General features: G+C 52.4%; 20 protein-coding genes and 1 pseudogene. 8 read left to right on the forward strand and 13 right to left on the reverse strand.

Annotated elements, in window-relative coordinates:
* Nucleotides 1-109 precede the first annotated feature (109 nt).
* The 3 genes and pseudogenes from DQM29_RS01135 (at nucleotide 110) to glpD (ending at nucleotide 2,903) form a co-directional block, all read left to right on the forward strand.
* Nucleotides 110-850 carry an SDR family NAD(P)-dependent oxidoreductase gene (locus DQM29_RS01135; RefSeq protein WP_111738926.1) on the forward strand — a complete coding sequence of 247 codons (741 nt, stop codon included), beginning with the start codon at nucleotides 110-112 and terminating at the stop codon, nucleotides 848-850.
* Between the two features lie 13 nt (nucleotides 851-863).
* Complete coding sequence (locus tag DQM29_RS01140) at nucleotides 864-1,073, forward strand: tautomerase family protein (RefSeq protein ID WP_111738927.1); 210 nt, start codon at nucleotides 864-866, stop codon at nucleotides 1,071-1,073.
* A 325-nt stretch (nucleotides 1,074-1,398) separates the two neighbouring features.
* A pseudogene (glpD, locus tag DQM29_RS01145) lies at nucleotides 1,399-2,903 on the forward strand (glycerol-3-phosphate dehydrogenase).
* Between the two features lie 39 nt (nucleotides 2,904-2,942).
* Here the strand turns inward: glpD and DQM29_RS01150 are convergent.
* From DQM29_RS01150 to gntX, 3 genes are all read right to left on the reverse strand, one after another.
* Nucleotides 2,943-3,392: a hypothetical protein gene (locus DQM29_RS01150; protein WP_111738928.1), complete on the reverse strand. Its 450-nt coding sequence runs from the start codon at nucleotides 3,390-3,392 to the stop codon at nucleotides 2,943-2,945.
* 112 nt (nucleotides 3,393-3,504) lie between these two features.
* Entirely contained in the window at nucleotides 3,505-4,083 is a 579-nt protein-coding gene (gene nfuA, locus DQM29_RS01155) for a Fe-S biogenesis protein NfuA (RefSeq protein ID WP_111738929.1), read from the reverse strand.
* Between the two features lie 43 nt (nucleotides 4,084-4,126).
* On the reverse strand, nucleotides 4,127-4,825 hold the full coding sequence (gntX, locus tag DQM29_RS01160; RefSeq protein WP_111738930.1) for a DNA utilization protein GntX: 699 nt from the start codon (nucleotides 4,823-4,825) through the stop codon (nucleotides 4,127-4,129).
* 57 nt (nucleotides 4,826-4,882) lie between these two features.
* Between gntX and bioH the strand changes: the two genes are divergently transcribed.
* Entirely contained in the window at nucleotides 4,883-5,680 is a 798-nt protein-coding gene (gene bioH / locus DQM29_RS01165) for a pimeloyl-ACP methyl ester esterase BioH (RefSeq protein WP_111738931.1), read from the forward strand.
* A gap of 42 nt (nucleotides 5,681-5,722) precedes the next feature.
* Here the strand turns inward: bioH and DQM29_RS01170 are convergent, their stop codons facing one another.
* The 5 genes from DQM29_RS01170 to DQM29_RS01190 all read right to left on the reverse strand — a co-directional run bounded on the left by DQM29_RS01170 (nucleotide 5,723) and on the right by DQM29_RS01190 (nucleotide 13,951).
* Nucleotides 5,723-8,023, reverse strand: coding sequence for a hypothetical protein (locus tag DQM29_RS01170; protein ID WP_111738932.1), 2,301 nt, complete (start codon nucleotides 8,021-8,023; stop codon nucleotides 5,723-5,725).
* A gap of 146 nt (nucleotides 8,024-8,169) precedes the next feature.
* Nucleotides 8,170-8,418, reverse strand: coding sequence for a FeoC-like transcriptional regulator (locus DQM29_RS01175; RefSeq protein ID WP_111738933.1), 249 nt, complete (start codon nucleotides 8,416-8,418; stop codon nucleotides 8,170-8,172).
* Entirely contained in the window at nucleotides 8,418-10,733 is a 2,316-nt protein-coding gene (feoB, locus tag DQM29_RS01180) for a Fe(2+) transporter permease subunit FeoB (RefSeq protein ID WP_111738934.1), read from the reverse strand. Before feoB ends, DQM29_RS01175 begins: the two co-directional genes overlap by 1 nt.
* A gap of 64 nt (nucleotides 10,734-10,797) precedes the next feature.
* Nucleotides 10,798-11,025 carry a ferrous iron transporter A gene (gene feoA, locus DQM29_RS01185; protein ID WP_111738935.1) on the reverse strand — a complete coding sequence of 76 codons (228 nt, stop codon included), beginning with the start codon at nucleotides 11,023-11,025 and terminating at the stop codon, nucleotides 10,798-10,800.
* A gap of 601 nt (nucleotides 11,026-11,626) precedes the next feature.
* Nucleotides 11,627-13,951, reverse strand: coding sequence for a Tex family protein (locus DQM29_RS01190; protein ID WP_111738936.1), 2,325 nt, complete (start codon nucleotides 13,949-13,951; stop codon nucleotides 11,627-11,629).
* A 308-nt stretch (nucleotides 13,952-14,259) separates the two neighbouring features.
* Between DQM29_RS01190 and greB the strand changes: the two genes are divergently transcribed.
* The 3 genes from greB to envZ all read left to right on the forward strand — a co-directional run bounded on the left by greB (nucleotide 14,260) and on the right by envZ (nucleotide 16,935).
* Nucleotides 14,260-14,775, forward strand: a complete 516-nt coding sequence (greB, locus tag DQM29_RS01195) for a transcription elongation factor GreB (RefSeq protein WP_111738937.1) — start codon at nucleotides 14,260-14,262, stop codon at nucleotides 14,773-14,775.
* Nucleotides 14,776-14,887: 112 nt separating this feature from the next.
* The gene (gene ompR / locus DQM29_RS01200; protein WP_111738938.1) at nucleotides 14,888-15,607 is read left to right on the forward strand and encodes an osmolarity response regulator transcription factor OmpR; all 720 of its coding nucleotides are present in this window, start codon (nucleotides 14,888-14,890) and stop codon (nucleotides 15,605-15,607) included.
* Complete coding sequence (gene envZ / locus DQM29_RS01205) at nucleotides 15,604-16,935, forward strand: two-component system sensor histidine kinase EnvZ (protein ID WP_111738939.1); 1,332 nt, start codon at nucleotides 15,604-15,606, stop codon at nucleotides 16,933-16,935. The genes ompR and envZ overlap by 4 nt, the downstream gene beginning before the upstream one ends.
* Before the next feature lie 90 nt (nucleotides 16,936-17,025).
* Here envZ and pckA read toward each other — a convergent pair whose 3' ends face one another.
* From pckA to DQM29_RS01225, 4 genes are all read right to left on the reverse strand, one after another.
* Entirely contained in the window at nucleotides 17,026-18,651 is a 1,626-nt protein-coding gene (gene pckA, locus DQM29_RS01210; protein ID WP_111738940.1) for a phosphoenolpyruvate carboxykinase (ATP), read from the reverse strand.
* A 258-nt stretch (nucleotides 18,652-18,909) separates the two neighbouring features.
* The gene (gene hslO / locus DQM29_RS01215) at nucleotides 18,910-19,794 is read right to left on the reverse strand and encodes an Hsp33 family molecular chaperone HslO (RefSeq protein WP_111738941.1); all 885 of its coding nucleotides are present in this window, start codon (nucleotides 19,792-19,794) and stop codon (nucleotides 18,910-18,912) included.
* A 25-nt stretch (nucleotides 19,795-19,819) separates the two neighbouring features.
* Nucleotides 19,820-20,230, reverse strand: a complete 411-nt coding sequence (gene hslR / locus DQM29_RS01220; protein WP_111738942.1) for a ribosome-associated heat shock protein Hsp15 — start codon at nucleotides 20,228-20,230, stop codon at nucleotides 19,820-19,822.
* A gap of 115 nt (nucleotides 20,231-20,345) precedes the next feature.
* Nucleotides 20,346-22,517, reverse strand: coding sequence for an IgaA/UmoB family intracellular growth attenuator (locus DQM29_RS01225; protein ID WP_111738943.1), 2,172 nt, complete (start codon nucleotides 22,515-22,517; stop codon nucleotides 20,346-20,348).
* Nucleotides 22,518-22,838: 321 nt separating this feature from the next.
* Here DQM29_RS01225 and nudE point away from each other — a divergent pair, with 321 nt between their 5' ends.
* Nucleotides 22,839-23,402, forward strand: a complete 564-nt coding sequence (gene nudE / locus DQM29_RS01230) for an ADP compounds hydrolase NudE (protein ID WP_111741956.1) — start codon at nucleotides 22,839-22,841, stop codon at nucleotides 23,400-23,402.
* A gap of 59 nt (nucleotides 23,403-23,461) precedes the next feature.
* On the opposite strand, the gene DQM29_RS01235 is transcribed toward nudE, so the two are convergent.
* Complete coding sequence (locus DQM29_RS01235; RefSeq protein ID WP_111738944.1) at nucleotides 23,462-24,244, reverse strand: SDR family oxidoreductase; 783 nt, start codon at nucleotides 24,242-24,244, stop codon at nucleotides 23,462-23,464.
* Between the last annotated feature and the right edge of the window lie 22 nt (nucleotides 24,245-24,266).

Genomic DNA, 24,266 nt, shown 5'->3' on the forward strand with positions numbered 1-24,266 from the left:
ATTTATTACATGATGTATCAATTAAAGTTCTTTTTGGCTCATTTTTCAATTGAAGAGAGTGTATTACCTTTAATGCACGGCAAATGGTTGCCCCGATGAGGACGTATTAATGAGCAGAGTAAAAACGGTGATTGTGACTGGTGCATCAAGCGGTTTGGGTTTTGCTATTGCAGAGGCCTATCTGGATCGTGGCTATAACGTGGTGGCAAATGCCCGTTCGCTGGCGCGTTTACAGGCGGCGGCAGACCGACTTGGTAATCCGGAAAGTCTACTGCTGGTACCGGGAGATATCGCCCTGCCCGCGACGGCGGACAGCCTGTTTGATCTGGCTGTGCAGCGCTTTGGTCAAGTGGACATTTTGGTTAACAATGCGGGCATCTTTATTGCTAAACCCGCAGTGGAATATACGACCGAAGACGTAGACACCATTGTTGATACCAACCTTAAAGGTTTCTTCTATCCTTCTCAGGCTGCGGCTCGGCACATGTCTCAGCACGGCTCAGGCCGTATTATTTCCATAACGGCTTCTATCGCAATGCAGCCTAATAGCAAAGTCCCCGCGCTGCTGCCTATACTCATTAAAGGCGGTTTAAACCACGCGGTGAGAGGACTTGCCCTTGAGCTTGCGCCGCACGGAGTGATGGTTAATGCAGTTGCGCCCGGCATCATTGCTACGCCAATGCATGAATCTGATGAACAAAGCGTAGAGTTTATGAAGCAGCTGGCGCCGACAGGCCGCATCGGCCAACCGCAGGATATTGTTGATGCAGTGCTGTACCTGACGGATGCTAACTTCGTGACAGGTACAGTCATGACTGTGGACGGTGGCTCCACGGCGGGCGTTTGGTAAAGGAGAGCGGGCTATGCCATACGTCAACATTAAAGTCACTGATGAAGGCGTTAGCGCCGAACATAAGCGGATGCTGATTGAGGCTGTCAGCGAATTACTGGAGAGGGTGCTGAATAAGCCACGGCATACAACCTTTGTGGTAATTGATGAAGTGGCTACCGACAGCTGGGGCGTTGGCGGTGAAACCGTAGCGGATTTACGCGGGAGGGAGCGACAAAGATAAGTCAGCCAGTGGGAATTGACGGAGCCGGCATTGGAAAGAGAGCGATGCTGGCTCTGAGCCTACGGTATTCATCCATAAAGGCGCGCTGAGTTGCGCCTGCCAACGCCTTTAGCCTGTATCTTCTCCACTCTGACGGATAGCTATCTTGCTGAGCGTTCGAAAACCGTCACCATTACCCATTAAGATAATGTGGATTTAATGTTAGCTAGATCTCGAATAAATGTTTTTATCTGGTTAATTTTCTGGCTACCTTGGCACTTTTTCGCTAATATTATTTTCGAATACGAACATTTTGAGCTTTTTCGAACATATAGAGGTAGTGAACATGGAAATAAAAGATCTCATCGTTATCGGGGGCGGAATCAACGGTGCTGGCATTGCAGCTGACGCTGCCGGTCGTGGGCTTTCCGTTTTGCTGCTGGAGGCTCAAGACCTGGCCTGCGCTACGTCCTCAGCAAGCTCTAAGCTTATCCACGGCGGCCTGCGCTACTTGGAACACTATGAGTTTCGTCTGGTCAGCGAGGCGCTGGCTGAGCGTGAAGTTTTACTACGCTTGGCGCCGCATATCGCCACGCCGTTGCGTTTTCGTCTGCCGCACCAGCCGCACCTGCGCCCGGCTTGGATGATCCGCGCAGGCCTGTTCCTTTACGACCATTTGGGCAAGCGCACCAGCCTGCCAGCCAGCAACGGCCTGAAATTTGGCGCGCAGTCTGTGCTGAAGCCTGAACTGACGCGCGGATTTGAATATTCTGACTGTTGGGTTGACGATGCGCGCCTGGTTGTTTTAAACGCTCAGGAAGTGGTTGAGCGCGGTGGGGAAGTTCGTACCCGCACGCGAGTCACTCGCGCATGGCGTGAAGAGGGTATTTGGGTTGTAGAAGCCTATGATGAAGCGGCTGGCGAAACGCTGACCTGGCGCGCCAAAGGGCTGGTGAACGCCACCGGGCCTTGGGTTAAACAGTTCTACGATCAGGGGCTACAGCTTAAGTCACCGCGCGGTATTCGTCTGATTAAAGGCAGCCACATTGTTGTTCCTAAGGTTCACAACGAGCCGCAGGCCTACATTCTGCAAAATGAAGATAACCGCATTGTGTTTGTTATTCCGTGGATGGGGGAATTCTCCATTATCGGTACGACCGATGTTGAATACCACGGCGATCCGCGCGAGGTTAGCATCGATGATAATGAAATCGGTTACCTGCTGAATGTGTATAACAACCACTTTAAGAAACAGCTGACCCGTGAAGATATCGCCTGGAGCTATTCCGGCGTGCGTCCGCTGTGTGACGACGAGTCCGACTCTCCGCAGGCGGTTACTCGCGACTATACGCTGGAGATCGCCGATGAGGGCGGCAAAGCGCCTCTGCTGTCGGTGTTTGGCGGCAAGCTGACGACCTACCGCAAGCTGGCGGAACACGCGCTGGAGAAGCTGGTTAGCTACTATCCGGGTATCGGTAACGCTTGGACGAAAAGCGGCGTACTGCCGGGCGGAGATATGGGAACCGATCGCGATAGTTACGCGAAGACGCTGCAGGCTCGCCACCCGTGGCTGCCGGAAGCGGTAGCCGTTCACTATGCTCATACCTATGGCAGCCGTGCGGAAGTGCTGTTGGCAAACCGCCACAGCCTTGACGAGATGGCGAAGCCTTTGGGCACGGCCTGTACGAAGCCGAGCTGGCGTATCTGGTTAAGCACGAGTGGGTCAAAGAGCTCGACGATGCCATCTGGCGCCGCACCAAACTGGGCATGTGGCTCAGCGAGGAAGAAAAGCGCCGCGTGGCTGAATGGCTGAAGGAAACGGTAGGCCGCCGCGAGACCTTCGCCGAGTAGCTTATCGTTCGAACCCGCCTTCGAGAGAGGGCGGGTATTTTATAGCGCGTTATCTTCTTCGAGACTTTCTAACCACTCAACTAGGTTTAGAAAAACCTCTAGTTCAGTAATTTGCTGAAGAAACCTCAAATCAATCTGTTTTTTACTGCGCTTGTGCATGAAAAACTCGGCATCCCACATGTCCGTATGGATAAATCCCTTTGCAGGATTGTACTTAGTAGGCTGATAGCTTTGCATGTTGGCTCTGAAGTACTTTAGCTTGGCAAAACAAAACTGGTATTTGTGAAACAGGATCTCCATGATGCCGTTTGTTTTCACAAAGTGGTGGCTAAAATAGAGCCTCGCCGGCGTGTTGTTTTTCGTTGTGTACCACTTGAGGTCACTCGAACTGTGCAGTGCATACTTTTCAAGGAAGCGCACTTTTTCTACCGAAAGGTCATTTTTTAATAAACGGTCCCTTTCGTCCTGCGACAGCCTTCCGTAGTCCATAGCTCTATACTCCCTTTAGATGGTTCCTGTATTAAAAGCATAACTCAATGAAATTGAGTAATAAAAAAGGGAGCCTAGGCTCCCTTACATGATTCATTTTTTACGCTATACACTAGCGATAGTAAGAGTGCTCACCGCTCTGGTGTTCTGTCAGGTCTTTAACGCCCTTCAGCTCGGGGAAGCGCGTTAGCAGCTCTTTCTCGATGCCCTCTTTCAGGGTGTAGTCAACCATTGAACAGCCGTTACAGCCGCCGCCGAATTGAAGAATAGCGTAGCCTTCATCGGTGATTTCCATCAGGGTAACGCGACCGCCGTGGCCTGCCAGCTGTGGGTTGATCTGGGACTGTAGAATATACTCAACGCGCTCGATGAGCGGCGCGTCGTCGTCTACTTTGCGCATCTTGGCGTTAGGCGCCTTCAGCGTGAGCTGAGAGCCCAGCTGGTCGGTGACGAAGTCAATCAGGGCATCCTCAAGGAAAGGTGCGCTGATTTCGTCAATATAGGCGGAAAAGCCGCTGAACTTAAGCTCGGTGTCGTTTGCCTCTACGGCATCCGGCGGGCAGTAGGAAACGCCGCACTCGGCGGTTGGCGTGCCGGGATTAATAACAAACACGCGGATCTGGGTGCCTTCTTCCTGATTTGAAAGCAGCTTTTGGAAATGGGACTGGGCAGATTCAGTAATGGTAATCATGGCACACTCAAGTAGTTGACCTTTCTTGTCGGATATAATACGCCTATTTGCTTTCACTCTTCAAGGTGCGGCACAAACACCAAACCTGCACAGAGGCCGCACCGTGGTGTAACAAAAGCTGTCCGATTTCCTCTACGGTGCTGCCGGTGGTGACCACATCGTCAAACACGGCGACGTGAAGCCCCCTGACGTCAGCCCTACAGGCAAATGCGCCCAGCAGGTTGCTTCTGCGCTGCTGAGCTTCCAGCGACTGCTGAGGGCGCGTGGCGATAAGCCGAACAAGCGCCGTCGAGTGGGTTCGACAGTCCGACCAGCGGGACAGCAGGCGCACAATGCGCTCTGACTGGTTAAAGCCGCGCCGCCAGTGGCGAAAGCGGTGTAGCGGCACAGGAAGAAGCAGGTCAGGTCGAGGTAGCCCGCGAGCCCTTCGCGCCTTTAGCCAGGCTAGTAGCATCAGTCGGGCAAGCGCTGGGGCGTATTTGTCTTCCCGGTGATACTTCAGTCGGGAGATAAGCCCCGTAAGTGGAGAAACATAGTCACTGACAGCAATCAGCTGGGACCAGACTGGGGGCTTTATCCGGCAGTTTGAGCAGGGGAAAAGTTCGCTGTCAGCGGGCAGTCCACAGCAGGGACAGCAGCGCGGCAGGGGAGGGATTTGCCCGATACACACAGAGCAAACGCCGTGATGGGCAATATGTAGCGGTTGCAGACAGAGCCAACACAGGCTATCAATAGTCAGCATAACGTATCCTTAATACTACTGGCCAATGAGGTCAAATAACGAGCGGGATAGTAGCCTATGGCATCACTGTTTAAGCAGACAATTGGCGAAGGTCAGCGCGATCTTGTGCTGCTGCACGGATGGGGGCTGAATGCCGAAGTCTGGCATTGCATTACCGGGAGACTTACGCCGCATTTTCGTTTGTACCTTATCGACCTGCCGGGATACGGTCGTAGCCGAGGATTTGGCTCACTGGGGCTTAGGGACATGGCTGAGATCGTTATGGCGAATGTTCCTACCGGCGCCCTATGGCTGGGCTGGTCGATGGGCGGGCTGGTGGCAAGCCGAGCGGCGCTGGACTCTCCCGAAAAGGTCGCAGGGCTGATTACCGTTTCGTCTTCTCCCTGCTTTGTGGAAAAAGCGCAGGAAGGCTGGCCCGGCATTCGCCCCGCCGTGCTGCGCGGTTTTGAGCGACAGCTGAGCGCGGATTTTCAACTTACGGTTCACCGTTTTCTTGAGCTTCAGGCGCTCGGCGCACCTGACGCACAGGCTGATGTGCAGCTTTTAAAGCAGGCTATCGCCGCCTGCCCAATGCCGGACGTTGAGATCTTAAACGGTGGTCTGGCGCTGTTGGACAACAGCGATCTGCGCGCTGAGCTTCGGGATCTTACCGTGCCGGGGCTACGGCTGTACGGCTCGCAGGATGGTTTAGTGCCAAGGCGAGTTGTCCCTCTCGTCGATGAACTCTGGCCGGGCTCTACGTCAAAAACCATTGCCCACGCCGCTCACGCGCCGTTTGTGTCACATCCGGAGGAGTTTTGTAGAGAAGTGATGGCGTTTGCTGGAAGGGTCTTGGGGAATAAATGCGAAGAATAACGCAGGCCTGCGTTTTTACCCGCAGGCCTGTTGGTTAGTCGATTATTTTGACGTCGTTTTTGATGTCGCTTTTTTACCCTTTAGCCGGGCAATGTCTTTATCTAACGCGCCGGGAACTTTCTTGTTGGCGATCTCATAGTAGGAGAGTGCCTTTTTCACGCTTTTCTGTACGCCGATCCCTTTCTCATACATGATGCCTAAAACAATCAGCGCATTGACGTTGCTGGATTCTGCGGCTCGGCCAAACCACTCAAGAGACTTTTGAATATCAGGAGCTGGTGCTTCGTCGTTCGCCCCGCAGGAAGTATTGAAGATCTGCGAGCAGGCATCAGTTGGCAGATAAAGAAGAGCCGCTCTGTACTGCGCGTCGTTATTTCCCAGTTCGGCAGCTTTCAAGACGTTCTCACGATACTGCTCTTTTGAGCGTGGAATGGCTTTGCCTTCACTGTCTTTCTGGGGGGAATAGAGGTAAATGAATGCCTCAACAATGTTTTGTTCAGCGGCCTTTTTCATCCAGATATTGGCATTCTCGAAGTCTTTACAAGAATCATAGTACTTCCCTAACAAAACCTGTGCGCTGGCGTCTCCCTGTTCTGCTCTGTTTCGGGTTTCATCCGGCTGCCGCAGAGTGTGGTAGCCACATCCGATGATGATAAGTTTGCCGTCTTGATAAATTTTAGTGGCAGGTTGACCGTCTATATACCGGCTTGCCGCTCGATCGTTTTCATTCCAGCTTTCAGACGTTAGCTTGCCGCTGTCTTTGTCATACACTTTTGTAAGGACGAGCGCCGTATTTTCCGCTTTTACTGTGGACTCCTGAACAAGGTGCCCTGTTTTCGGATCCCACATTTTGCGGTTACCATCGGGAGTTCCCTCTTTATAGGATGTTTCGCTAATGCGTTTACCTGTTTCTGCATCCCATTCTTTAACAACGCCGTCAATTTTGTCTGCTTTATAGGGTGTTTCCTGAATCAGCTGGCCTGTGCTTTCATCCCAGCGTTTAGCAATACCGTCCTGCTCACCGTTTTTGTACGAATCGCTGTGAATCGGCTTTCCTTTGTCTGTCCAGGTTTTATCAAATACTACTTCACCGTGCTGATAGCGAATATGGGCGACCAGTTCACCGTTTTTGGCCCATGTTTTGTAGTCTCCGTCTTTTTTCCCACTGTCGTCCCACTGTTCCTGATATTCTTTATTGCCATTAGCAAACCAGCTCTGGCGAGAAGCTTGGCGGCCTTTGACGAATGTCTCTTTAGACGTTAAGACGCCATCTTTATTGTATCTTTCGCGAACACCGTCTTCTTTACCTTCACTGTCATAGCGAAAAACGTATTTCAGTGTACCAGTGTCGTAATAGGTTTTAGATTCTCCAATCGTGTGGCCATTAGCATAAGTTTCCTCACGCTCTATTTTCCCATTTGGAAAATAGTCAACGTATTTACCGTCATACTTACCGTTTAAATAGCTGTGTTCACGCGTTGGATTACCGTTTTCATCATAGTGATTACACGCCCCATCGGCGTGTTGACCGTGGATAAACTCACTTTTACTTTCCACGGTTCCATTGCTGTTATAGCTGATAAACGTGCCGTGAATTTTACCGTCAACGTAAACAAAGTGTTGCTTCAATTGACCGGATTCATACCAGTAGTTTGCTTCGCCAGAGAGTATACCCTCGCGGTCATAGAAGACTTTGGACGATGTTTTTCCTGAGCGATAATACGAAACATAGTTAGAAATAAATTTTTGATCGCTAAAGTTTTTATCTGAAGTGAAGGTTTCAAACGCTTTGATTTTACTTTTATTTTCTGGCTCATCTACGCTATTGGCATACCATCCGGTAATTTTCCAGAGCTTCTCTTTTTTATCATAGGGAAATGGTTTTTCAATAAAGAGCGCCGCACTCTTTTTATTTGTTGGCTGTAATTGATTATCAAGCCAAATCACGTTGTCATTAGTAAGGTATTTAGCTGGGCAAATACCTTTCTTACAGGGTCGAATGCGTGTAATGAGATCTGTTGCTTTAGAGTCACAGGGCGTTGTCGTAATGAGAAAATAGGCATCGTTTTTAGCCTGCCCGACTATTTCTTTCAAAAAGCGCTGGTACTTCTCCAGATCCATGCCCAGCGACCGTTCGTTGACTGAAGCCTGAGATTTGCCACAGGAGGACTGGGTAGCAAAGTGGAAGCGTTCGGCGCGTATAAGCTGTTGCTTGGCGTCTAAAGCCGTTTTGTTTACCTGGATGCGCTCTATCTGTGAAATAAACGTCGTTGATGTAGGTTTAGCGGCATAGCTATTTGCCGTGAGTAACATTAATACAGCCGTAAGTAGCTTGATTTTCATTCCTGACTTCCCTTTTATTTTTATTGAAACTATATCCTTGGAAATAATTTCAAAATTATATATTGAGGCATGGTAGGACGTACAGCATGTTTATGCTTTAAGAAAGAGAAGGAATTTTGCGGAATTGAAGAAAAGTTTTTAACTCGTTAAGCCGACAGGCTGCGCTTGATGCGGTAGCTTTCAGTGGCGCACGCCTTACCCTCTGGGCAGTTCTTACAGGCACCGATAGTGCAGTGTTCATCCACTTCGACGCGTTCAATTTGCCCCATGGTTTCGAGCTGCTTGAGCATCGCCTGCATCAGCGCCGGTGGCTGATTAAACTGTCGGCTAAGCTGATGCAGTTCGGCGATGCCGTGCAGAGCGACGGCATCCCGGATGGCGATAAGGCTGGCCACTAGTGGCAGTGCCCTGCCTTGTTGTCGCAGCAGGACTGCGGCGTTTTGATGGGCACGCGCATCATGGCGCGATCCCGCAGGCGGTACAGCGCATAGATAAGCACAGCGTTGAACGCAACGATCAGCGCGATAGTGACGGTACTCTGAGTGGGGTGGGCGCTGAAGTTGGCTACCTGATAGAAGCCTGCCGCTAGGCTGTACGCAACGTCTAGCCCCCAGAAGATGGAGAACATCATCCAGCCTTTGCTGCTTTCACGTGCGATAGCGCCCATTACGGAGACGCAGGGGATATAGAGTAGGACGAAAATCAGATAGCTGTAGGCGGCCGAAATACTGCCGAATTTGCTGCTCATCACGCCCATGGATGTGCCTTCCATTTCCCCGTCGCCCTTGCTGGCTTCGATAGGGTTACTCAGCGCGCTTAAGGAGAAGGTTTCCTTCAGGCTGTCCCAGGTTTCGGTGACGGCGCCTTCCAGCTCGGTCAAAAGGTTGAAGTTCTCATAGTCAAACGGTTCGCTGGTGATGTGCTCTGCGGTATACAGCGTGTTGAGCGTACCTACCACCACTTCTTTTGCCATCGCCCCGGTAATCAGACCAACTGTCGCCTGCCAGTTGTCTTCGCTGACGCCCATTGGCTTAAGCAGAGGGGTAATGACCCGGCTGGTGGAGGCCAGCGCCGAATCGTTGATATTGTTGACCGGCTTACCGGAGAAGGAGAAGCTGTTCAGCCCGCCAATCAGCACGCTGGCGATAATGATGACCGTTCCTGCGCGCAGCACGAACCCTTTCAGGCGCTGCCAGGTTTGCAGCAGCAGGCTTTTAATGTGGGGAACGTGGTAGACCGGCAGTTCCATAATAAACGGCGTTGCTTCGCCGCGCATGATGGTGTACTTGAGCATCAGCCCAGTCAGGATGGCAACGGTAATGCCTAAAATGTAGAGGGAGAAGACAATCAGCGCGCCGTCTTTGCCAAAGAACGCCGCAGAGAAGACCGCAAAAATAGCCAGCCGGGCGCCGCAGGACATAAAGGGCGCCATCAGGATGGTCATTATACGCTCGCGAGGAGCGTCAAGCGTGCGAGCACCCATTACGGAGGGCACGTTGCAGCCAAAGCCGACGATAAGCGGCACGAACGATTTGCCGGGGAGCCCTAAAGCGTACATCAGCTTGTCCATGACAAACGCCGCTCGGGCCATGTAGCCGGAGTCCTCCAAAAAGGCCAAAAACAGGTACATCAGGCCGATTTGAGGAACCAGCGGCAGAACGGTATTGATACCGCCACCAATGCCCTGAGCGAGAAATATCGTCAGCCAATCCGGGAAGCTGAGGGTGTGACCAAGCCACTGAATGCCGGAAATAAAGATAGCGGAAGATCCAACGTCAAACAGCGGCTGTAGCGCGCCGCCGATATTGATGGCTAGCACAAACATCAGATACATAACGAACAGGAAGATCGGTAGCCCCAGCCAGCGGTTGAGGACGACTTTGTCCAACTGTTGAGTTAGCCTGCTCGGCGTGGCCTGGCTGAGATTATGAACGTCATGGCAGACTTCAGCGATCGCCTGATAGCGGGTATCGGCAATAATAAGTCCAGGATCCTCTTGGAACTGCCTTTGCAGGGCGTCACTTGCTTCAGGCAGAAGTGACTCTGCTTCCCCCGCCAGCGAGCGGCTATAGATATCCCCTTCCAGCATTTGTAGCGCCAGCCAGCGCTTTTCCTGAGCAGAAAGCCTATCCGGCATTCTTTCCGCCAGACGTGCGGCCTGTACTTCAACCTCTTCTGGGTAACTGGTTAGGGAAGCGTGGCGATTGGGCTGGCGTAAGTCGATAGCTTCTTTTAGCTCTTTTAAGCCACGGCCTCTCGTTGAAACTAGGGGGATCACCGGGCAGCCAAGTTTGTCGGACAGGGCGTTAATATCGATGTCGATATGCTGATTGCGGGCAATATCGAGCATGTTTAGCGCAACGATACAGGGAATGCCCAGCTCAAGAATTTGCAGGGTTAGATAGAGGCTGCGCTCAAGGTTGGAGGCATCAACAACGTTGAGGATCAGATCGGCTTCACCGCTCAGGATATAGTGACAGGCGATTTGCTCGTCAAGAGAGGCCTGAGCTGAGACAGTGGTCAGAGAATAGGTTCCCGGCAAGTCAACCAGAGAGGCCTGATGTCCTTCGGTTTTAAAATGACCTTCTTTACGCTCAACGGTAACGCCGGCCCAGTTTCCTACGCGCTGGCGCGAGCCGGTTAGCTGATTGAACAGCGTGGTTTTACCTGAGTTTGGGTTACCGATTAACCCGATAGTAAGTTGTTTCATGTGTTAACCAACGGCGAAAAGACGATGATGTTAAATGAGGCCGCAGGGAGCCACGGCCAGAGACTCAGTCCGCAGGGCTGAGCCTGATCAAATTCAAATCTTTTCTGCGAAGCATTAAGCAGACTCGCGGGGTTTCTATCTGGATGGGATCGCCTAACGGGGCGATACGGATCACTTTGAACACGGAGCCAGGGAGCATGCCTAACGAGAGTAGCTTTTGACGATACGCGGGGTTGATGCTTGGCGTAAAACCAACGATTTTGTATGAGTGCTGAGCCTGTAGCGGTGTCATAGCGTATTCTTTAACCTAAACTCATGATTGACGACAATACTCGACTTCACAGAATAAAGTGTGGCAGTAAACGGTAATCCCTCGTCGCTTTCATTAATAAACGGCGAAGTTGTACGCGTTTTATACTCACTGCGTTAATGTTAGTAATAATGATTATCGTACACAATGACACACTGTCGGCTAAGCGTAAATAATTATTACGCCGTTTGTCTAGCACCATCACGGAAGAAAAATCGGTTGTTAAATCAATGTGAACATATTATTGAGCTAGCGAGCCAGCGCGATTTTGGCGTCAGAGAATATCTGCGCTAACGAGAGAATGGTGATAGGGGAAAGAGTGCACGTAACTTGCCGAAATACCGCAGTTTTATTTTTAGCAGCCTAAATAAAAAAACAGGCTTGAAGGGGGGCGTTAATATTCACTTTCCTTGATTATTTTTATATACGGTTGCTGACGTTCCGAAGATGTTAAATAGAAATGGCTCCATATTCTGATATCTATTAAATACAAAATGTAACTAGAAACGTGCAAGAGGAGAGCTGAAGATAGCCGCCTCTTTGCCCGAGTTACGGAAAGGACAAAGAGGCGGTAAGCAAAGCACTAGCGCTTTATTTTTCCAAACGCCGCTGCGAGCGCATCGCCCATTGCGCTGTTGTTACTGGTGGAAGCGGCGGGTTTACCGCGTGAACCCTGCGCCGGGCGCGGCGACTTTTCCCGTTCCGAAGAGGATGTTCTACGACCGCCGCCTTCTCCCGGCTGTTCGTCCAGCCGCATTGACAGCGCGATGCGCTTGCGGGCCAGATCGACTTCCATCACTTTGACTTTGACGATATCGCCGGTTTTCACCACTTTATGCGGATCCTCGACGTATTTGTCTGCCAGAGAAGAAATGTGAACAAGTCCATCTTGATGGACACCGATATCGACAAACGCGCCGAAGTTGGTGACGTTAGTGACGGTGCCTTCCAGAATCATTTCTACTTTCAGGTCGTCAAGGGTTTCGACACCTTCGGCGAAGCTGGCGGTTTTAAACTCAGGACGTGGGTCGCGCCCGGGCTTTTCCAATTCTTTAAGGATATCGTTAACCGTTGGCAGCCCTACGCGCTCATCGATAAAGTCGCGGGCGTTTAAGCCCCGCAGCGCGTCCGGGTTACCCATCAGGTCGCGCAGGGTCTTGTGCGTAGCGGTTAGGATCCGCTCAACGACCGGGTAGCTTTCAGGGTGAACCGTTGAGGCGTCCAGCGGGTTATCGCCGTGGTTAATGCGCAGGAAGCCCGCGCACTGCTCAAAGGCTTTCGGCCCCAGTCGGCTCACTTTGAGCAGCTGCTCGCGGTTGCTGAACTTGCCGTTAGCGTCCCGCCAGTCAACAACGTTTTGTGCAATAGCGCGGCTTAGGCCGGCAACGCGGGTCAGCAGCGGTACCGAAGCGGTGTTCAGGTCAACGCCAACGGCGTTTACACAGTCTTCAACAACGGCATCTAGCTTACGCGCCAGCAGGGTTTGGCTCACGTCGTGCTGGTACTGGCCGACGCCGATAGATTTGGGATCGATTTTCACCAGCTCAGCCAGCGGATCCTGTAGGCGTCGGGCAATGGACACCGCACCGCGCAGAGAAACGTCCAGATTCGGGAACTCAGCGGCAGCCAGCTCAGAAGCCGAATAAACCGATGCCCCCGCTTCGCTGACGATCACCTTCTGGCCTTTAACCTCAGGATACTGGCGCTGAACGTCAAGATAGAAGCGTTCGGTTTCTCTGGACGCGGTACCGTTACCGATAGCTACCAGTTCAACGCCGTGTTTGATACAGAGCGCTGCCACTGCTGCCGCAGCCTTAGCGGTCTGCCCAGTGTGGGGATAGATGGTGTCAGTCGCTACTAGCTTGCCGGTCGCATCGACAACGGCTACCTTCACGCCGGTTCGCAGCCCTGGATCCAGTCCCATCGTGGCGCGCAGGCCTGCGGGTGCGGCCATCATCAGGTCGTGCACGTTGCGGGCGAAAACGTTAATCGCTTCTTCCTCTGCCTTTTCGCGCAGGTTGCCCATCAGCTCAGTTTCCATGTGCATCAGCACTTTGATGCGCCAAGTCCAGCTGACGACGGCTTTACGCCAGCCGTCAGCCGGGGCGTTGTTCAGTCGGAGGTTGAGGTGATCGGCAATGATTTGCTCACAGTGGCTTTCCCGCGGTGGCTCATCGTGATGAGGATCGGCGTTCAACGACAGGTTTAGAATGCCCTCGTTGCGGCCGCGGAACATCGCCAGCGCGCGGTGAGACGGCGTAGTACTGATGGGTTCCTGATGGGCAAAGTAGTCGCGGAACTTCGCGCCTTCTTCCTCTTTGCCCTCTATCACGCGGGAGGTCAGATAGGCGTTTCTCGACAGGTAGTCACGCACTTTTGCCAGCAGAGTGGCATCTTCTGAGAAGCGCTCCATCAGAATGTAGCGAGCGCCGTCTAGGGCGGCCTTGGTGTCGGCGACGCCTTTCTCTTCGCTGACGTAGGGCAGAGCGGCCTGTTCGGGATCCTGCTGTGGGTCTTGCCAGAGGCCGTCGGCCAGCGGCTCAAGGCCTGCCTCAATGGCGATTTGTCCGCGCGTTCTGCGCTTAGGCTTATAGGGCAGGTAGAGATCTTCCAGCTCGGTTTTATTGAGGGTGCTGTTAATCGCCTGACTGAGTTCTGGCGTCAGTTTGCCCTGTTCTTCAATGGAGCTAAGGATCGTCTGGCGGCGGGCTTCAAGCTCACGCAGATAGACCAGCCGGGTTTCCAGCTGACGGAGCTGGGTATCGTCCAGACCTCCGGTGACTTCCTTACGGTAGCGGGCGATAAAGGGAACGGTGTTGCCTTCATCCAAAAGGTTAATGGTGGATAAAACCTGTTCGGGCCTGACCTGAAGCTCAGCGGCAATCGTGTGACTCAATCGATTATTCATAAAGCCTGTACGCTGTAGTGTGAAAAAATGAGTCCGTTATACGGATTACTGAGTAAAAATTCCAGATATACTCGTCATTCTTCAAGGGGAGGATGCGTTGGTTTTCCCTTTCAGGGGCAGCACCAGCCCTGTTGAGACAAACTATAGGCGTTTTGCTTTATAGTTCGCATTATTTAGCGATAAACCGGATGAAAACGGGCTAAATAGCGATAAGATAGACGGAATTTTATGCCTAGCGCTGCGACGCATCGGGTCAATTTTCAAGAGTTACGCTACAATTTGAAAGAAATTGTCGCGCAGGGAATCCAATGGCAAAAAGTCATTACATTACGCGTCAGGGCTGGATGGCGCTGGACGCTGAGCTTAAGTACCTGTGGCGAGAAGAGCGCCCCAGAGTGACGCAGGCAGTATCAGAGGCCGCTGCGCTCGGCGATCGCTCTGAAAACGCGGAATATATTTACGGTAAGAAGCGGCTGCGTGAAATCGATCGGCGGGTGCGCTTTTTAACCAAGCGACTGGAAGTGCTGAAGATAGTTGACCCTAGCCCTCAGCAGGAAGGGCGCGTGTTTTTTGGTGCCTGGGTGAAGGTTGAAAACGAAGATGGCGACGTTAACGTGTTCCGGCTGGTCGGTCCCGACGAGTTTGAGCCGTTTAAAAAGTGGATCTCTATTGATTCCCCAGTCGCCCGAGCGCTTCTGGGTAAGAGAGTTGATGATGAAATCAGCGTGGAGACGCCGAGCGGCAGGGCAACTTACTGGATTCTGGATATCCGCTATCGGCCGTTTGATGACGCCTCGGAAGGCGAGCCGTCTGACAGTAATTGACGAACTTTATTCTTTGTAACATTTTTTCAGCGTGCGTTATAAAGATTGCGGTGTCTCAGCTAACGTATTCATAACGTTAAGCGATTAAGCGAAAAACTATTGGGGTGAAATGATGCAAGAGAATCACAAGATTCTGGTCGTTGATGACGACATGCGCTTACGCGGTTTACTGGAGCGCTATCTTACGGAGCAGGGTTTTCAGGTGCGCGGCGTAGCGAATGCCGAGCAAATGGATCGCCTGTTGACCCGTGAGTCATTCCATCTGATGGTGCTTGACCTGATGCTGCCGGGGGAAGACGGCCTTTCTATCTGTCGGCGCCTGCGCAGCCAAAGCAACCCTATCCCGATCATTATGGTGACGGCGAAGGGAGAAGAAGTGGATCGCATCGTGGGGTTAGAAATTGGCGCCGACGACTATATTCCCAAGCCGTTTAACCCGAGAGAGCTTTTAGCGCGCATTCGCGCTGTGCTTCGCCGTCAGGCCAGTGAACTGCCCGGCGCGCCGTCTCAGGAAGAGGCGGTGATTGCGTTTGGCAAGTTCAGGCTGAACCTGGGCACGCGGGAAATGTTTAAGGACGACGAGCCGATGCCGCTGACCAGCGGGGAGTTTGCCGTACTGAAGGCGCTAGTTAGCCACCCGCGTGAACCGCTGTCTCGCGATAAGCTGATGAATCTGGCACGAGGCCGTGAGTACAGCGCTATGGAGCGCTCTATTGACGTACAGATCTCTCGCCTGCGCCGCATGGTGGAAGAGGACGCTGCCCATCCCCGCTATATTCAGACCGTATGGGGGTTAGGCTACGTCTTTGTGCCGGACGGTAGCGCGGCATGAGTTTTTGGCGGTTCCCACCCCGAAGTTCGGTTGCACGGACGCTGCTGTTAATCGTCACCCTGCTGTTTATCAGCCTGGTGACGACTTACTTTGTGGTGTTGAACTTCGCCATCCTGCCCAGTATTCAGCAGTTTAACAAGGTGCTGGCCTATGAGGTCCGCATGTTGATGACCGACCGCCTAAAGCTGGAGGACGGTTCCTATCTGGTCATTCCCCCCCAGTTTCAGATGGAAATGTACCGCGAGCTGGGAATTTCGCTACACACGGACGCCTCTGCGGAAGAGAGCGGCCTGCGCTGGGCGCAGCGCTATGACTTCCTGAGCCGCCAGATGAAGCAGCAGCTCGGTAGCCCAACAGAAGTTCGCATTCAGCTAGGGAACCATTCCCCGGTCGTATGGCTGAAAACCGAGCTTTCTCCCGAAATCTGGGTGCGGGTTCCGCTGACCGAAATTCGCCAAGGGGAGTTTGCCCCGCTGTTTCGCTATACGCTCGCCATTATTTTGATGGTAATCGGCGGCGCGTGGCTGTTTATTCGCATTCAAAACCGACCGCTGGCCGATTTGGAGTATGCCGCTCAGCAGGTAGGGACAGGAACCATTCCTCCGCCGCTGCGGGAGTACGGTGCTTCGGAGGTGCGCTCGGTTACTCGAGCGTTTAACCGCATGGCGTCCGGCGTTGAGCAGTTGGATAAAGACCGAGCGCTGCTGATGGCGGGCGTGAGTCACGACCTGCGAACGCCGCTGACGCGCATTCGCTTAGCCACCGAGATGATGGAAGAAAAAGAGGGCTATCTGGCAGAGTCTATCAATAAGGATATTGAAGAGTGCAACGCCATCATTGAGCAGTTTATTGACTACCTTCGCACCGGTCAGGAACAGCAGACTGAGCCCTGTGATATCAACACCATTTTGGCTGAAGTTGTCTCGGCGAGCGGTTTGGAACAGCACATCGAAACGGCGCTGTTTGACGGGGAGCTGATTTCGGACGTTCATCCGCTGTCCATCAAGCGGGCTATCGTTAACCTTATCGTCAACGCCTCTCGCTACGGCAACGGCTGGATTAAGCTCAGCAGTGGCCGAGAGTTTGGTAGAGTCTGGTTTCGCGTTGAGGACGATGGCCCAGGTATTCCCAGAGATCAGCTGGAAACGCTTTTTCGCCCTTTTGTGCGCGGCGACAGCGCCCGCAGCATTAGCGGAACCGGACTAGGGCTGTCTATTTTGAAGCGCATTGTAGACGGCCACGACGGTGAAATCGTGATGGGGAATAGCGAGCGTGGGGGGCTAAGCGTGAAAGTTTTCCTCTATGAGTGGAAAGAGAGCGACGAATAGCTTTTTGACGATTTCTGTTCCATCAAATTCTGTTCCATCAAAAAGAAGAAAGGCGCCGTAGAGGCGCCTTTTTCACGATTTCAGCACACGCTATTTCTTCAGCTGAGGCCCTGCCTTGACCAGCGCCGCACCCGCCGCGGTGTCGGTATACTTATCAAAGTTGTCGACAAACAGCCCGGCCAGCTTCTCGGCCTTTTCCTGCCACTGTTCCAGAGAGGCGTAGGTGTCGCGCGGATCGAGGATTGCAGGATCAACGCCCGGCAGAGCCTTAGGCACGGCCAGATCGAAGATTGGCAGCGTAATCGTCTCGGCGTTCTCGATCTCACCGCTCAGGATGGCGTCGATAATACCGCGGGTATCCTTGATGGAGATTCGCTTTCCGGTACCGTTCCAGCCGGTGTTAACCAAGTAGGCCGTTGCGCCGCTGGCCTGCATTCTTTTCACCAGCACTTCTGCATACTGGGTTGGGTGCAGAGAGAGGAATGCTGCGCCGAAGCAGGCAGAGAAAGTTGGCGTTGGCTCAGTAATGCCGCGCTCGGTGCCCGCCAGCTTGGCAGTAAAGCCGGACAGGAAGTGATACTGAGTCTGATCCGGCGTCAGTTTTGATACAGGTGGCAGAACGCCAAAGGCGTCGGCGGTTAGGAAGATCACCTTTTTGGCGTGGCCCGCTTTAGATACCGGCTTCACAATATTGTGGATATGGTAAATCGGGTAAGACACGCGGGTGTTTTCAGTTTTTGAACCATCGTCAAAATCTACGCTGCCGTCTGCGCGAACGGTGACGTTTTCCAGCAGAGCATCGCGTTTAATGGCGTTATAGATATCCGGCTCGGCCTCTTGAGAGAGCTTGATAGTTTTTGCGTAGCAGCCGCCTTCAAAGTTGAAGACGCCGTCGTCATCCCAGCCGTGTTCGTCATCGCCGATAAGCTGACGCTTTGGATCGGTCGACAGGGTGGTTTTACCGGTACCGGACAGGCCGAAGAAAATTGCTACGTCGCCCTTATCGCCTACGTTGGCAGAGCAGTGCATAGAGGCGATGCCTTTGAGCGGCAGCAGGTAGTTCATCATTGAGAACATGCCTTTTTTCATCTCGCCACCGTACCAGGTGCCGCCGATAAGCTGAACGCCTTCAGTCAGGTTAAACGCCACGAAGTTTTCAGAGTTAAGCCCCTGCGCTTTCCAGTTTGGATTGGTGCACTTGGCGCCGTTCATCACGATAAAGTCAGGTTTAAAGACGGCGAGCTCTTCGTCGCTTGGGCGGATGAACATGTTCTTTACGAAGTGTGCCTGCCAGGCCACTTCGGTAATGAAGCGTACGCTCAGGCGAGAATCTTTGTTAGCGCCGCAGAAGGCGTCAATGATAAACAGACGCTTGCCGGACAGCTGATCGGCAACCCGCTTTTTCAGCGATGACCAGACTTCTTGGGAAATGGGCTTGTTATCGTTTTTGCCTTTTCCCTGATCTGCCCACCAGACGGTGTTGCGAGTGGTATCGTCACGGACGATATATTTATCTTTGGGAGAGCGCCCGGTAAAGATACCGGTATCGACGGCGACCGCGCCAAGAGTGGTTACGGTACCTTTTTCATATCCTTCCAACCCGGGGCGTGTTTCCTCCTGGTACAAATAATCATAGCTCGGGTTGTACACAATCTCAGTGACGTTCTGGATACCATAGGCAGTCAGGTCTTCGGGTGTGATACGGTTTGTGCTCATAACTATTCCTTAAAAAGATAGATACTGCTGATTATTGTAAAGGCTTCCCTAACGCTGACTGAGACAACTATCAAGGATCGGCATATTGTTCTAAATTTTGGTTCAAGATGCGATCTAGGTCGCTGTAATCTGAGACGTGAAGCGATTAAGGAGGGACATAAGCAGCGATAAACATTAAAAAACCGGGAGAATTGGCATATTCCTCCCGGCGGTTTTAGCGGTTTTGTTTTATGAGAGGAAAGAAGGCGTGGCGGCCAATCAGTGCCGCGTATCGTTCTCCATCAGCGGACCGCCGTTGAGGCGAAGCGCATCGATATCCATTTTCTCAAACAGGTAGTGTTTGCCGCAGTAGTCGCAGTGCATATCAATCTGCCCCTCTTCGGCCAGCATGGCATCTGTTTCTTCTTCTGGCAGCGTTATCAGCGCCTGAGCGCAGCGCTCTCTGGAACAGGTGCAGCGGAAAATCACCGGCTGGCCTTCAAACAGCGTTACCTCTTCTTCGTGATACAGGCGGTGCAGCACTTCTTCAACCGGCAGACTGAACAGTTCGTCGGCGGTGATGGTTTCCGTCATCGTTGCCAGATGATCGAACTCGCTGTCGTTGCTCTTGTGTGCAGGCAGCACCTGCAGCAGCATACCGGCCGCCGCCGGGCGTTCCTGATGCGCGCCGGTTTTGATGAACAGGCGGGTTGGCAGCTGTTCTGACTGGCGGAAGTAGGCTTCCAGGCAGCTGGAGACAGTGTCGCCTTCAAGGCCGACAACGCCCTGATAGCGCTCGCCGTCTTTTGGCATGATGGTGATGACTAGATAGCCGTTACCCAGCATTTCTCTGAGGGTTGCATTGTCGGCGATGTCACCCTGCGGGCGAGCAACGCCGCGCATTTCCTGCTGGTTGTTGCCGTTAATCACGGCAAGCTTCAGCGGACCATCGCCCTGTAGCTGTACGGTGATGTCACCGTCAAACTTCAAAATAGCCGTCAGCAGACTGGTGGCGACCAGCATTTCGCCCAGCAGGCGCTGCACCGCGACCGGATAGTTGTGGTTTTCCAGAATGTGGCAGTAAGTATCGCTGAGCGTAACGAGCTCGCCTCGAACGTCGTGCTTTTCGAACAGGTAGCGATGTAGTGAATCTGCTTTCAACATGATTTCTCTCTTATTAAGGGACGATTTACTGCTCTTCGTCGCCGTATTTAAATTTTATCAGGGTGCGCCGCTCTTTTTTGTCAGGGCGGCGATCCGGGTGAGGCATCGTCAGCGCGTTAAGCTTACGCGCCTGAGAGATCGCCTCGCGCTTGGTAATGCTTTCAGCCGTTTCTAGGTAGAGTTCCTGAGCTTCGCTGGCTCCCCGGCGCTGAGTGCTGAGGGCGAGGACAGTCACGGTTTTTTCATCATTACCCTGACGCAGGCGAATTTCGGCGCCGACTTCGACTAGCTTGCTGGGCTTGGTTCTTTGCCCGCTGTAGTGGACCTTTCCGCCGTCAATCATGTCTCTCGCTGCGGCTCGGGTTTTATAAAAGCGCGCTGCCCATAGCCACTTATCGAGCCGAATGCCCTGTTCTTCCTCTGAGCGAACTGCCATAAAGACCTCTCCTGACGAATGTTCCACCGGTGGAGTCACCGGCAGAAAATAGTCAATGCCTGCCTATCAACATATGGGCTGCTGGCAAAAATTCAAGCCGTGAAAGGCATAAGGGCTAGCTGTGCTGTACTTTTTGCCTGAAGCTTTTGGCGAAGCAGCGGTCGTAGTAGCTTTGGATTTGCGGGGTCCGCAGCGCATTTTTTCGCATACGAACAAGCATAAGCACCGAATTGTATAATAGGCTGGCGGCCATGACGATAAACAGCAGGCTGGCACCGAGATAGCGCCAGAAGGAAATCAGGCTGGATTCGCTATGCAGTGTGATTTGCATCGTCTGGTTTTCTATTGGTTCAATGCCGATCACGATGCCGCTGGCGGTGAACGGAACGTTCATAAGCCTGCTGGAAAGGCGCTTAAGTTCGAACCACTGTTTGATAGCGGTATTGTTGTAGAGCGAATCCGGCGGCAGGTCAGGGTTAAGCAGCGATGAGATTTCTTCTTTGCTCAGCATCTGCTTTTGATTGTTATCGCTAAGCAGGTAGAACCCGCCCGTTGGTTTATTGTAGAGCGCCTGAGCAGCCTGGTGAGTCTGGCTATAGAAGAACGTTGAAACTAGCGTGTTCACCTGCGCGCGCAGAGTGTCAGCAATCGCCGGTCGAACGAACAGGTCTAAATGCTGTTCCGGGTGCTGATGCGATTTTTTTACCAGCTCGCGCCACTCTTTTTCATTCGCCAGAGAAAGCAGCGAGGCTTTCAAGCGTCGGCAGTCATCGGGATCTTTACACAGCTTATCCGTTTTTATCACGATATCCGGGAAGTCTTCCATTAGCGTCATACCTGACCGCTCTGCGCTTTTTGCCAGCTCGGGGTGGTTGCGATCTTCCAGATTATTGAGAGGATTAAGCTGGTGGTCAACGGTATACAGCAGCTCTATCGCATTCTCAATCACTTCTGACGACGGCAGCTCTGGCAGATCGCTGGCACCCCAGTACATCTGGGTGCAGTCAAACGGCATAAACGGATAGATAGCTTCACTGCGATAGACTGACGGCAGGCTGCACATGCCGCTGCCCCTAATCGTTAGGTGATCGCCAATTTTAACGTTTGCTGCCTGAAGCTCTTCTGGGGAACTGACACTGAGACTGGCTGGGTTTTTAAACCAGGCTTTGGTTAACTCCAGCGGCAGCTTTAACGGAATAGCTGAAAGCAGGAGTAAAATGACTAGCAGGGAGGAAGCCGCCAAAACCAGATTCTTTCCCCAGTGGTAGAGAGGAAAAAGCGTGGACTCATTGTGCAGCGAAAGAAACTTTCCCTGTTTGACAACGTATCGATTGAGATAAATATCAATGTTGGTTTTGTGGTCCAGATCGTAGCCAACGTAGGGCTGCCAGTACTGAGGATACACTAAATCAATGGTGCCGACGGAAATGTTAGTGAGCAGTCCGCTGTCCGATTCACCAAATAGCCCCCAGCGTTTGGGAACGCCCCGCAGGCAGTGAATATTGTACTGAGGAGGCTTTGGCGTGTGGCGAAACATGTACCACAGGCCGACGCAAAGCGTCAGCACGGCAACGATCACCAGCCACGGCAGAAGCTCAATAGGGCTCACTAGACTACAGAAAAAGAGCCAGCCGGACGCGGCAACAATCAGCGAGGCGAGCAGCTTTTTCTTAGGCCGAAGCGCGGACTCCGCCTCTGTCTCTTTTCTTAGCCTGATAAGCTCGACGTTTTCGTTACCGTCATTTTTTTTGTGAATAGAGTGATGCTCGGAGCCATCATGTTCGCCGGTAGAGCGCTTTAAATGTATAAAATCGACCAGTTCATGGCCATTCAGCGTGAGGATGAACGGCGTTGTCTGCGTTTTTACCAGCTCAATTTGATTAACGCCTTTTATGTAGTCGCTCCATTCCGGCTCAATATATATCTCTATGCCGTGAACGTAGTGGCGGTGCTTGCCGGAGTTTTTTTCATCAGGTAGCGACGTTATAGGCGCTTCAAAAGTGTATACACTATCACTGTAGGGTGTCAGTGAAGCCTTGATGGTTTCGCGAAGGGCATTGTCCGAAACCTGACTTTCCAGATATTCCAGATATTCAGTAAGCGCCGCGCTTTCTTCAGCAGAGAGCTTCCTCGTGCTGTTATGGACAAAGGGCAGATGGTTATCTGTGGCGCGAAGACGAGCCATACGCCGACGCATCGCCCACCGATAAAGGACGATCCCGAACAGCATTATGAGTGCGATCAGCAGTGATAACGTGAAGATGCCGATATCGCTATTGTTCAACATGAAAAGTTCTCATTCGTCATCTTACTGTTTCGATCGCGCATTGTATCGTTTTGTACTGAATACCGTTTCTGCCGCGCCATCCAATGGGCGCTCGTCAAGGCGTTGTGCGTGATGCTGTGTATAGAGAGAAACAAGGAGATTCCTATCCCTGCCAAAGAGTCAGTCTATAGTAAATCTCTATAGCTCAGAATACAAAGATCGTAACGTTTTCTGAAGCGGCTTTATCGCGTTAGTACAAGAGAGAGTGAAGATTATTCGTGAAAAATATAATAAAATGGCAACATATTGATTACAGCGCTCATACGCTTTGAGGTCGACAGAATGGACAAGGCTCAGCAGAAACCCAAAATATTAAACGTTGAAACCGTTGCCAAGTCGCGGCTGTTTCACGTGCAGTCTGTCGAGCTGGCCTTCAGCAATGGTGAAAACAGAGTATATGAACGTCTGCTCCCCAAAGGGCACAAGGCCGTTATGATTGTGCCTGTTAGCGGCAGCGATATTTTACTGATCCGCGAATACGCTGTAGCGATTGAAGACTACGAGCTGGGCTTCCCTAAAGGGCTGGTAGAGCCGGAAGAGGACGTTATTGCCGCCGCCAACCGCGAGCTGATGGAAGAAGTGGGCTTTGGCGCAAAAAAATTAACCGTTCTGGCTGAGCTGACAATGGCGCCAACTTACTTTGCCAGCACTATGTGTATTGTGTTGGCAGAGGATTTATACCCTCAAAAGCTGGAAGGGGATGAGCCCGAGCCGCTGACACTGGTTCCCTGGCCGAAGGCTGACATGATGTCTCTGCTACAGGCAAAAGACTTCAATGAGTCCCGTAACGTTAGCGCCATGTTTCTTGCCAGAGAGTATCTTCAGCAGCGCGACGGGCAACTGTAAGCGCCAAGAGAAAAGGCCGCCAGTTTCGGCGGCCTTTGCGTGTTAACGGTAGGTGCACCTTACCAGCAGACAAAACCTCCATCGACAATCAGATCAACGCCGGTGCAAAACGATGCGGCATCGCTTGCCAGAAAGATCGCCGGGCCTGCCATCTCTTCTACCCTAGCCATGCGCTGCATTGGCGTCTGCTCTTCAAACTCTTTGGTTTGATGAACCATTTCCGGTCGGGTGTTCATCGGCGTGGCGGTGTATCCGGGGCTGATGGCGTTTACGCGAATGTTTTTCTCCACCCACTCCATCGCCAGGCTTTTGGTTAAATGAATGACGCCAGCTTTGGAACAGTTGTAGTGCGCCTGCTCCAATCCGCGATTGATAATCACGCCAGACATTGAGGCGATATTGATAATCGAGCCTCCACCGCATTCCGCCATCAGAGCCGCCTCGGCCTTACAGGAATTCCATACCCCTGTCAGGTTGATGTCGATAACGCGCTGCCACTGTTCGGCCTCCATCTCTAATGCCGGATTGGCGTTGGCGATGCCTGCGGCGTTAACGGCGACGTCAAGACGACCGAACTGGCTTTTTGCCAGCGCAACGCCGTTCTGGAGATCGCTAAACCGGCGGACGTCACCGCTAAATAGAACGGCCTGCCCGCCGATACTCTGTATATTCTTAACGGTTTCGTGCAGACCCTCTTCCTGTAGGTCAAAACACACGACGCTTGCCCCCGCACTGGCTAGGCCGTAGGCGATCGTTTGGCCGATGCCGCTGCCTGCTCCCGTGACAAACGCAACGCGATCTTTCAGGCTAAATAACGTTTGAGAAAAATTTTTTGCGATCATGTTATGGCTTCCCTTAATGCTT

Source organism: Leminorella richardii (assembly GCF_900478135.1).
Lineage (GTDB): Bacteria > Pseudomonadota > Gammaproteobacteria > Enterobacterales > Enterobacteriaceae > Leminorella > Leminorella richardii.